At 73.3% G+C, this 8,848-nt stretch carries 6 protein-coding genes; all 6 read right to left on the reverse strand.

The window, feature by feature from the left end; translation table 11 throughout:
- A partial coding sequence (nifJ, locus tag B4M60_RS09490; protein ID WP_291082774.1) for a pyruvate:ferredoxin (flavodoxin) oxidoreductase occupies window positions 1–2,954 on the reverse strand: 2,954 nt, incomplete at its 3' end.
- A complete protein-coding gene (locus tag B4M60_RS09495) occupies window positions 2,951–4,624 on the reverse strand; it encodes an NAD(P)-binding protein (RefSeq protein WP_291082777.1) in 1,674 nt (557 codons plus the stop codon). The genes nifJ and B4M60_RS09495, both read right to left, overlap by 4 nt.
- A 64-nt stretch (window positions 4,625–4,688) precedes the next feature.
- Window positions 4,689–5,915 carry an NAD(P)/FAD-dependent oxidoreductase gene (locus B4M60_RS09500; RefSeq protein WP_291082780.1) on the reverse strand — a complete coding sequence of 409 codons (1,227 nt, stop codon included), beginning with the start codon at window positions 5,913–5,915 and terminating at the stop codon, window positions 4,689–4,691.
- A gap of 26 nt (window positions 5,916–5,941) precedes the next feature.
- Window positions 5,942–7,192 (reverse strand): allantoate amidohydrolase, encoded by a 1,251-nt coding sequence (locus B4M60_RS09505; RefSeq protein WP_291082783.1) that lies wholly within the window; start codon window positions 7,190–7,192, stop codon window positions 5,942–5,944.
- Window positions 7,193–7,301: 109 nt separating this feature from the next.
- Window positions 7,302–7,958, reverse strand: a complete 657-nt coding sequence (locus B4M60_RS09510) for a helix-turn-helix domain-containing protein (RefSeq protein ID WP_291082787.1) — start codon at window positions 7,956–7,958, stop codon at window positions 7,302–7,304.
- 71 nt (window positions 7,959–8,029) lie between these two features.
- Window positions 8,030–8,848 (reverse strand): FMN-binding glutamate synthase family protein (locus B4M60_RS09515; protein WP_291082785.1); only part of this gene is annotated, 819 nt, incomplete at its 5' end.

The raw sequence follows: 8,848 nt of genomic DNA on the forward strand, positions 1-8,848 counted from the left end.
TAGGCCCAGCCGTCGCCGCCCACGATCCACACGCTGCGCCGGATGAGGTGGTCGAGCACGCTGCGCAGGTCGGCGGTCGCGGCCGGGTCCGGCCCGTCCGGCGCGTCGAGCCGCGCGGCCAGCTCCGCCACCCGCCCCCGCTGCGCGGCCAGCTCGGACTCGCGCACCTGCGGCGCGGTGAGGATCGCGTCGACGAGCTCGGCGCCCACCTCCTCCCGCACCTCCCCCAGCCGCCGCCGGGCCAGGTCGGCGTGCTCGTCGGCGGCCAGCCGGAACCCCAGGCCGAACTCGGCGTTGTCCTCGAACAGCGAGTTGGACCAGGCCGGCCCGCGCCCCTGCGCGTTGGTCGTCCACGGGGTCGTGGGGAGGTTGCCGCCGTAGATGGAGGAACAGCCGGTCGCGTTGGCGATCATCGCGCGGTCGCCGAACAGCTGGGAGAGGAGCTTGAGGTAGGGGGTCTCGCCGCAGCCCGCGCACGCGCCCGGGAACTCGAAGAGTGGCTCGAGGAACTGGGTGCCGCGGACGGTGCCGAAGTCCACGCGGGCGCGGTCGGGCATGGGCAGGGTCTCGAAGAACGCCACGTTCCGCCGCGTCGAGTCGGCCCCGGGCTCGCGGGGGACCAGGTTGATGGCCTTGCCGGGAGGGTCGCCCGGGGTGAGCGCCGGGCACGCCTCCACGCACAGCCCGCACCCGGTGCAGTCCTCGGCGTACACCTGCAGCGTGTACCGCGAACCGGGCAGCCCGACGGCCCGCAGCGGGGCGGAGTCGAAGTCCTCCGGAGCGCCGTCGAGCGCCGAGCGGTCGTAGAAGCTCGAGCGGATCACGCTGTGCGGGCACACGAACGCGCAGTTGCCGCACTGGATGCACGCGTCCGCGTCCCACTGCGCGACCGTCTCCGAGATGGAGCGCTTCTCGAAGGCGGCCGTACCGACGGGGTAGGTGCCGTCCACGGGCAGCGCGCTCACGGGCAGGGCGTCCCCACGCCCGGCCATCATCTCGGCGGTCACGGCGCGGACGAACTCCGGCGCGTGGGCCGGCACCATGGGGGCCGGCTCGCGGACGCCGGTGACCTCGCGCGGGACCGCGACGGGGTGCAGGCCCGCCAGCGCGCCGTCGATCGCCGCGTACTCCCGCTCCACCAGGTCGCCGCCCCGGTGGCCGTAGGTCTTCTCCACCGACTCCTTGATCAGCGCTATCGCCCGGTCGCGCGGCAAGACCCCGACCACCGCGAAGTAGCAGGCCTGCATCACCACGTTGATGCGCCCCGGCAACCCGGCCTCGCGGGCGATGCGGTGGGCGTCCACCACGTGCACCTCGATCCGCTTGTCCACGATCTGCCGCTGCACCCCGGCCGGCAGCGAGTCCCACACCCTCTCCGGCCGCAGCGGGCTGTTGAGGAGCAGCGTCGCGCCGTGCGCCGCGCGGTCGAGCACGTCGACGGTCTCGAGGAACCGGGACTGGTGCACGCCCACCACCTGCGCGCGCGAGACCAGGTACGGCGCGCGGATCTCGTGCGGTCCGAAGCGCAGGTGGGAGACGGTCTGGGAGCCGGACTTCTTGGAGTCGTAGACGAAGTAGCCCTGGACGTGCAGCGACGGGTCCGCGCCGAGGATCTTGATGGTGTTCTTGGTGGCGCCGACCGTGCCGTCGGAGCCGAGCCCGTAGAAGACCGCGCCCACCGTCCCGTCGGGGTCGAGGTGGAAGTCGGGGTCGACGGCCAGGCTCGTGCCGGACACGTCGTCGAGGATCCCCACCGTGAAGCGCGGCCGCGGCCGTCCGTCGCGGTGGGGGTCGACGACGAGCTCCGCGAACACCGCGGCGGCCATCGCCGGGGTGAACTCCTTGGACGAGAGCCCGTAGCGACCGCCGATCACCCGGGGCATCCGCTCGCGGCGGCCGTCACCGCAGGCCTCGGCGAGCGCCGCGATCACGTCGAGGTACAGCGGCTCGCCGTGGGAGCCGGGCTCCTTGGTGCGGTCGAGCACGGCCACCGACCGCACTGTCGCGGGCAGCGCGTCGAGCAGCGCCCGGGCGGGGAACGGCCGGTACAGGCGCACCTGCAGCACGCCGACCCTCTCCCCGCGGGCGTTGAGGGCCTCGGCTGTGGCGGCGGCGGTCTGGGCACCCGACCCCATGATCACCACCACGCGCTCGGCGTCCGCGGCGCCGGTGTACTCGACGATCCCCAGCGGCCGGCCGGTGCGCTCGGCGAGGGCGTCCATGAGGTCCGTCACCGTCTCCGGCACGCGGGCGTAGAACGGGTTGACGGTCTCGCGGGCCTGGAAGTAGGTGTCCGGGTTCTGGGCGGTGCCGCGGACCACCGGCCGCTCCGGGGAGAGCGCGCGTGAGCGGTGCGCGCGGACCAGCTCCTCGGGGACGAGGGCGCGCAGGTCGTCGTCGGACAGCAGCTCCACCGTGTTGAGCTCGTGGGAGGTGCGGAAGCCGTCGAAGAAGTGGACGAAGGGCACCCGCGTCCGCAGCGTGGCCGCGTGCGCGATCAGCGCGAGATCGTGCGCCTCCTGCACCGAGGCGGCGGCGAGCAGCGCGAACCCGGTCTGACGGACGGCCATGACGTCGGAGTGGTCGCCGAAGATGCTCAGCCCCTGCGCGGCCAGCGACCGGGCCGCCACGTGCATCACCGCGGAGGTGAGCTCCCCGGCGATCTTGTACATGTTGGGCACCATGAGCAGCAGGCCCTGCGAGGCCGTGAACGTGGTGGCCAGCGCCCCGCCCTGCAGCGCGCCGTGGAGCGCCCCCGCCGCGCCGCCCTCGCTCTGCATCTCCACCACGGTGGGGACGGTGCCCCACACGTTGGCGCGGTCCTCGGTCGACCACTGGTCCGCGAGCTCGGCCATCGACGACGACGGCGTGATGGGGTAGATGCAGCAGACCTCGCTGAGCCGATAGGCCACGGAGGCGGCGGCCTCGTTGCCGTCCAGGGTGGCGCGAGTCATGACGGCTCCGGGAACATCGAGATGGCGTGGACGGGACACTGCTCGGCACACTCGGCGCAGCCGGTGCAGCGGTCGTAGTCGTAGGCGTAGCCGTGGCCGGTGGGCACGCGGACGATCGCGTCCTCCGGGCACGCGGCCAGGCAGCCGTCGCACTCGAAGCAGTTCCCGCACGACAGGCACCTCCCCGCCTCGAACTCGGCCTCCTCCGGCCCGAGCCCGCCCACGACCTCCCCGAACCCGCCGGTGCGCTCGGCGGCGGGGAGCTCGGCCTGGGCGCGGCGGTCGGCGTCGGCGAAGTACCAGAGCGTGAGCTCGTCGAAGGTGACGACGTCGGGGGCCGGCGGCCGCGCCCCGTCGTCGCCGCGGAGCCAGGCGTCGATGTGCCGGGCCGCCTTCCTGCCGTGCCCGACGCCCACCGTCACGGTGCGCTCGCCGGGCACCATGTCGCCGCCGGCGAAGACGCCCGGACAGCCGGTCATGAAGTTCTCGTCCACGTGGACCGTGCCGTCGGGACCGAACCCGACGCCGGGCAGCGTCCGCATGAAGCCGGCCTCGGTCTCCTGTCCCACGGCGAGGATGAGGGTGTCGGCGGCGAGCGTCTCGACGCGGCCGGTGGGGCGCGGGTGGCCCTCGGCGTCGAGCTCCATCACCTCGACCTGCAGCTCGGGGCCGTCGAACGCGGTGATGGTGCGCAGCCAGTTGATGCGCACGCCCTCCGCCTCGGCGTCCTGGGCCTCCTCCGGGTGGGCGGGCATCTGGTCGCGGGTGCGGCGGTAGACGATCACGGCGTCCTCGGCGCCCAGCCTCCGGGCCACCCGGGCGGCGTCCATGGCGGTGTTGCCGCCGCCGTACACGGCCACGCGCCGCCCCACCTCGGGGCGCTCGCCGGAGGCCACGCCGCGCAGGAACGTCACGGCGTCGAGCATGGTGCCGGTGTCCACCACGGGGATGTCCACCCGGCGGGCGAGGTGGGCGCCCACGGCCACGAACACCGCGTCGAACCCGCCCTCCTCCTTCTCCGCGGCGAGGTCCGTGACCGTGTGGCCGCGGGTGATGGTCACGCCGAACTCCTCGAGGCGGCCGATCTCGGCGCCCAGGACGTCCGGCGGCAGGCGGTAGTCGGGGATGCCGTAGCGCATCATGCCGCCGGGTTCGGTGCCGGCGTCCCGGATCTCCACCCGGTGCCCGCGGCGCGCCAGGTGGTACGCGGCGGACAGGCCGCTCGGCCCGGCGCCCACCACCAGGACGCTCCTGCCGCTGTCGGGGGCGCTGCGGTCGAACCCCCATCCGCGGTCCAGGGCGGTGTCGCCGAGGAACCGCTCCACCGCATGGATCGAGACGGCGCTGTCCAACCGCTCGCGATTGCAGTCGGTCTCGCACGGGTGGTAGCAGACGCGGCCGTGGATGGCGGCGAACGGATTGTCCGCCACGAGCTGCCGCCACGCCTGCTCGTGGCGCCCGGCACGCGCGTGGGCCAGCCACGCCTGGATGTTCTCGCCCGCCGGGCAGGCCGCGTTGCAGGGCGGGAGCAGGTCCAGGTAGACGGGCCGCCGGGTGCGCTGCGGGCCCACCCTGGGGCGCGTGCGCGCCAGATCCGGCAGCGGCGTGATGTCGCGCGCCGCCGCGTCGCGGCGCGAACCCCGCTCGGGTCCCATGTCCGGGTCGACCATGTGGTCACGATAGGCCCGCGGCACGGGCGGCGTGTCCGGAACGGGGTTCGGCGGCGGGGCCGGATCAGCGCATCTCGCCGGCACCCACGTACGGGTTCAGGCTCGTGGTGAGGTGCCCCTCCGAGAACCGGGAGAACCGGCAGTCCGCCGGGTCGACGCCCCTCATCGTCGTCGTCCCGTCCAGGAGCAACTCCGCGGCCAGCCGACCGACCGCGGGCGACATCTTGAACCCGTGCCCGGAGAAGCCCACCGCGAGGAACAGGCCCTCGAGCGGGGACGGCCCGATGATCGGGTTGTAGTCCGGGGTGGTGTCGTACGCCCCCACGTAGCTGCCGGTGATCGCAGGGTCCGGCATACCGGGCAGGCGGTGCATGAGCCGCTCCACCACCTTCTCCACTGTCGAGGCGTCGGCGCGGTTGGAGTAGGAATCGGGGTCGACGTACTGCGGTGAGTGGTGGTCGGAGTTGCCGGCGAGGATCTCCCCGTTGGGTTCGCGGCACAGGTACTGCAGACCCACCAGGTCCGACAGCGTGGGCACCTGCCCGAGCGGCTCCCCCTGGTCCACCAACACCAGCTGCGCGCGCTGGGCCCGGACCGGGATGTCGAGGCCGACGGTCGCGCCGAGCTGCGGGGCCCACACCCCCGTCGCGAGGATCACCTGCTCGGCGTGGACGCGCGCCCCGTCGGCGAACTCCGCCCCCACGACCCGGCCGTCGTGCCCCTGCAGCAGCGCCGTGACCCGGGAGCCCTGGCGGACCCGGACCCCCCGGCGGCGGGCCGCGGCGGCGAAGGCCATGCCGGTCATGTACGCCTCCCCGCGGCCACCGCGCGGTTCCCAGGCCGCAGCCGCGACGTCGTCCACGTTGAGGCCGGGCCACAGCTCCGCCATCCGGTCCGGGGGGATGAGCTCCGTCTCGATCCCGAGGCTCTGCTGCATGGCCACGTTCGCACGGAGGGGTACCACGTTCTCCTCGCCGACGATCACGGCGTATCCGCACTGCCGGAAGGCCATGTCGTCGCCGAGCAGCTCCGTCGCGTTCTCGAACACCGGGATGCTGTGCCAGCTCAGGGCGGCCATCGTGGGCGAACCGTAGTGGCAGCGGACGATCCCGCTGGACTTCCCGGTCATCCCGGAACACAGGGTGTCCTTCTCCACCACCAGCACGTCGGTCTCGCCGCGCTCGGCCAGGTTCCAGGCGATGGACAGCCCCTCGAGGCCGCCGCCGATGACGAGGAACCTCACCGTGTGGGCGGACGTGGCGGTGTGGGTCGATGTCGCGGTGTCGGTCATGGGAGTCGCTTTCTCGGTACGGCCGGTCACCCGGCGGTGGTGTGTGGGGCGGTGGTCAGGAGACCGGCGAGGACGTCGGCCAGGGCCTCGGCGCCCCGCTCGGCGTCGCGGTCTTCCACGTGTTCCGCCGGGGAATGGGACACCCCGGACGGGTTGCGGACGAAGAGCATCGCGGTGGGGACGTGTGATGCCAGTACGCCGGCGTCGTGACCGGCGCCGGTGGCCAGGACGGGTACCCCGGGCAGCTCGCCCAGGAGTCGCTCGCGTAGGCCGGCGTCGAACCCCACCGACGCGCTGAGCGACTCCTGCACGATCGTGCTCTCGCACCCCTCGCGGGCGGCCGCCATCGACGCCGCCTCGGTGATCTCCGCGACGATCCGGGCGGTGACCGCGTCATCGGGGTGCCGCACGTCCAGCCAGAGGTCGACCCGGGAGGCGATGACGTTGGTCCCACCCGGCGTGGGCACGATCCGGCCGACGGTGGCCCGGGCTCCCCGGTACACGTGGGCGATGCGCCGGACGTCGAGGACGGTGCGGGCGGCCGGGATCATGGGATCCCGCCGGTCCGCCAGGAGGGTGGTCCCGGCGTGGTTGCCCTGGCCGGTGAAGGTCAGCCGCCACCGCCCGTGGCCGATGATCGACGACGCCACCGCGACCGGGCTGTCCAGGTCGATCAGGCCGCGTCCCTGTTCCACGTGGAGTTCCACGAAGTGGCCGATGCGGCCCAGCGCCTCGTCGTCCCGGCCGAGGTGCGCGGGGTCCAGCCCGTTGGCCGCGCACAGCTCGGCGAAGGTGGTCCCGTCGTCGTCCGTGAGCGACGCCGCGACCGCCGGGTCCATCGCACCCGTGAGCAGCAGCGACCCGAGGCAGGCCCGCCCGAACCGGGACCCCTCCTCCTCGGGGAACACCGTCAGCGCCAGCGGGCGTCCCGGCCGCAGGTCGCGGGCCCTGAGCAGGTCCACCGCCACCAACGCGGACGCCACCCCGAGGGGACCGTCGAAGGCGCCGCCCCCGGGCACGGAATCGAGGTGGCTGCCGGTGACGACCGCGTCCTCCAGCGGGTGTCCCTCCGGGTTCCACCAGGCCCAGATGACGCCGTTCCGGTCGGTCTCGGTGTCCAGGCCGCGGGCGGCGGCCTCGGACAGGAACCAGTCGCGCAGGTCCAGCTCGGGGGTGGAATAGACCGACCGGCTGTATCCGCCGCGGGTCGGATCGGTGCCGACGTCCGCGATCGCGGACATCAGCGAGGTGACGGTGGTGGTGACCGATGCCGTCATGGCGGGCTCCTCGGGGTGTGGTGGGTGGAGACGGGTGTGCCACAGCCCCCGCGGGGGTCGTGTGTGGGTGGTGAGTGGTGAGGTGGCGGCTCGGCGGAGCCGGGCGCACTCAGCCGTCGACGTTGTCGGGGTAGGCGGTGACCGAGAGGAACCGGATGGGAAGCTCGAGCATCGCCACCGGGCCGTGGACGCCCTCGCCGTCGAGGAGCAACGAGTCCCCCGGCCGGAGTCGGTATTCCGCCTCGGCGTGGTGGTAGATCATGTCGCCGGACAGCATGTAGAGCAGCTCGGTGCCCGGGTGTTGGAAGCGGGGGTGCGTCTCCGATTCCGCCGTCAGGGTCACCAGCACGGGCTCGATGCGCTTGTTCGGCCCCCGCAGTGCCCCGAGCAGTTCGTAGTCGTGTCCCGCCGCGGTGCCCCGGCCGACGATCGTGGCGCCCTGCCCGTCGGCGGTGAACACCGCGTCGCGCTTGGTGTCCGCCCCGCGGAGCAGGGACGTGACCGGGACGTCGAGGCCGGCGGCGAGCTTGGCGAGCATGCTCAGGGAACTGGACGTGTGGGCGTTCTCGATCTTCGAGAGCATCGCCTTGGAGATCCCGATCCGCTGCGCCATCTCGGCCACGCCCAGGCCCTCGGCCAGACGCAGCCGGCGGACGTGGAAGCCGATGATCCGCTCGAGATCGCTGCCGGTGGGCACGTCCACCGGGAGCTCGCGCTGAGCCTCCTGGTGGACGACCCTCCGCGCGGTCTCCGGGTCCGTCCCCATTCCCCCGACGGTAGCCGGGGTGTCCTGATGGTGGAAGTCGACCCCGACCCCGACCGCCGACACGGCGGTCACTACAGATCCCGGCCCGCGCGGCCGGGGATCCAGTCGGTCCCGGCCAGCGGCACCCGCGCCATCGCCGCGGCCTCCATCGTCAGCGCGACCAGGTCGTCGGGTTCCAGGTGCGTCAGGTGGGACTTCCCGCAGGCCCGGGCGATGGTCTGCGCCTCCATCGTCAGCACGTGGAGGTAGTTGGCCAGGCGCCGGCCCGCGGCCTCCGGGTCGAGCCGGGCCGCCAGCTCGGGGTCCTGGGTGGAGATGCCGGCGGGGTCGCGCCCGTCCTGGAAGTCGTCGTAGAACCCGGCCGCCGAGCCCAGGGCGCGATACTCCTGCTCGTAGCGGGGGTCGTTGTCGCCCAGGGCGATGAGCGCGGCCGTCCCGATGGCCACCGCGTCCGCGCCCAGGGCCATGGCCTTGGCCACGTCGGCACCGGAGCGGATACCCCCGGAGACAATGAGCTGCACCTTCCGGTGCATGTCCATCTCCTGCAGCGCCTGCACGGCCTGGGGGATCGCCGCGAGCGTGGGGATGCCCACGTGTTCGATGAACACGTCCTGTGTGGCCGCGGTCCCGCCCTGCATGCCGTCCACCACCACCACGTCGGCACCGGCCTTCACCGCGAGCTTGACGTCGTAATAGGTGCGGGTGGCCCCGACCTTGACGTAGATCGGCTTCTCCCACCCGGTGATCTCCCGCAGTTCGAGGATCTTGATGGTCAGGTCGTCGGGGCCCGTCCAGTCCGGGTGCCGGCACGCCGACCGCTGGTCGATCCCCTTGGGCAGGGTCCGCATCTGCGCGACCCGGTCGGAGATCTTCTGGCCCAGGAGCATCCC

The sequence above is a fragment of the Dietzia sp. UBA5065 genome, assembly GCA_002415925.1.
Lineage (GTDB): Bacteria > Actinomycetota > Actinomycetes > Mycobacteriales > Mycobacteriaceae > Dietzia.

Excerpts from the sequence above, each read along its gene's own strand:
- B4M60_RS09505 (WP_291082783.1), bottom strand. The coding sequence starts at position 7,192 with ATGACGGCATCGGTCACCACCACCGTCACCTCGCTGATGTCCGCGATC.
- B4M60_RS09495 (WP_291082777.1), bottom strand. The coding sequence starts at position 4,624 with ATGGTCGACCCGGACATGGGACCCGAGCGGGGTTCGCGCCGCGACGCG.
- B4M60_RS09510 (WP_291082787.1), bottom strand. The coding sequence starts at position 7,958 with ATGGGGACGGACCCGGAGACCGCGCGGAGGGTCGTCCACCAGGAGGCT.
- B4M60_RS09500 (WP_291082780.1), bottom strand. The coding sequence starts at position 5,915 with ATGACCGACACCGCGACATCGACCCACACCGCCACGTCCGCCCACACG.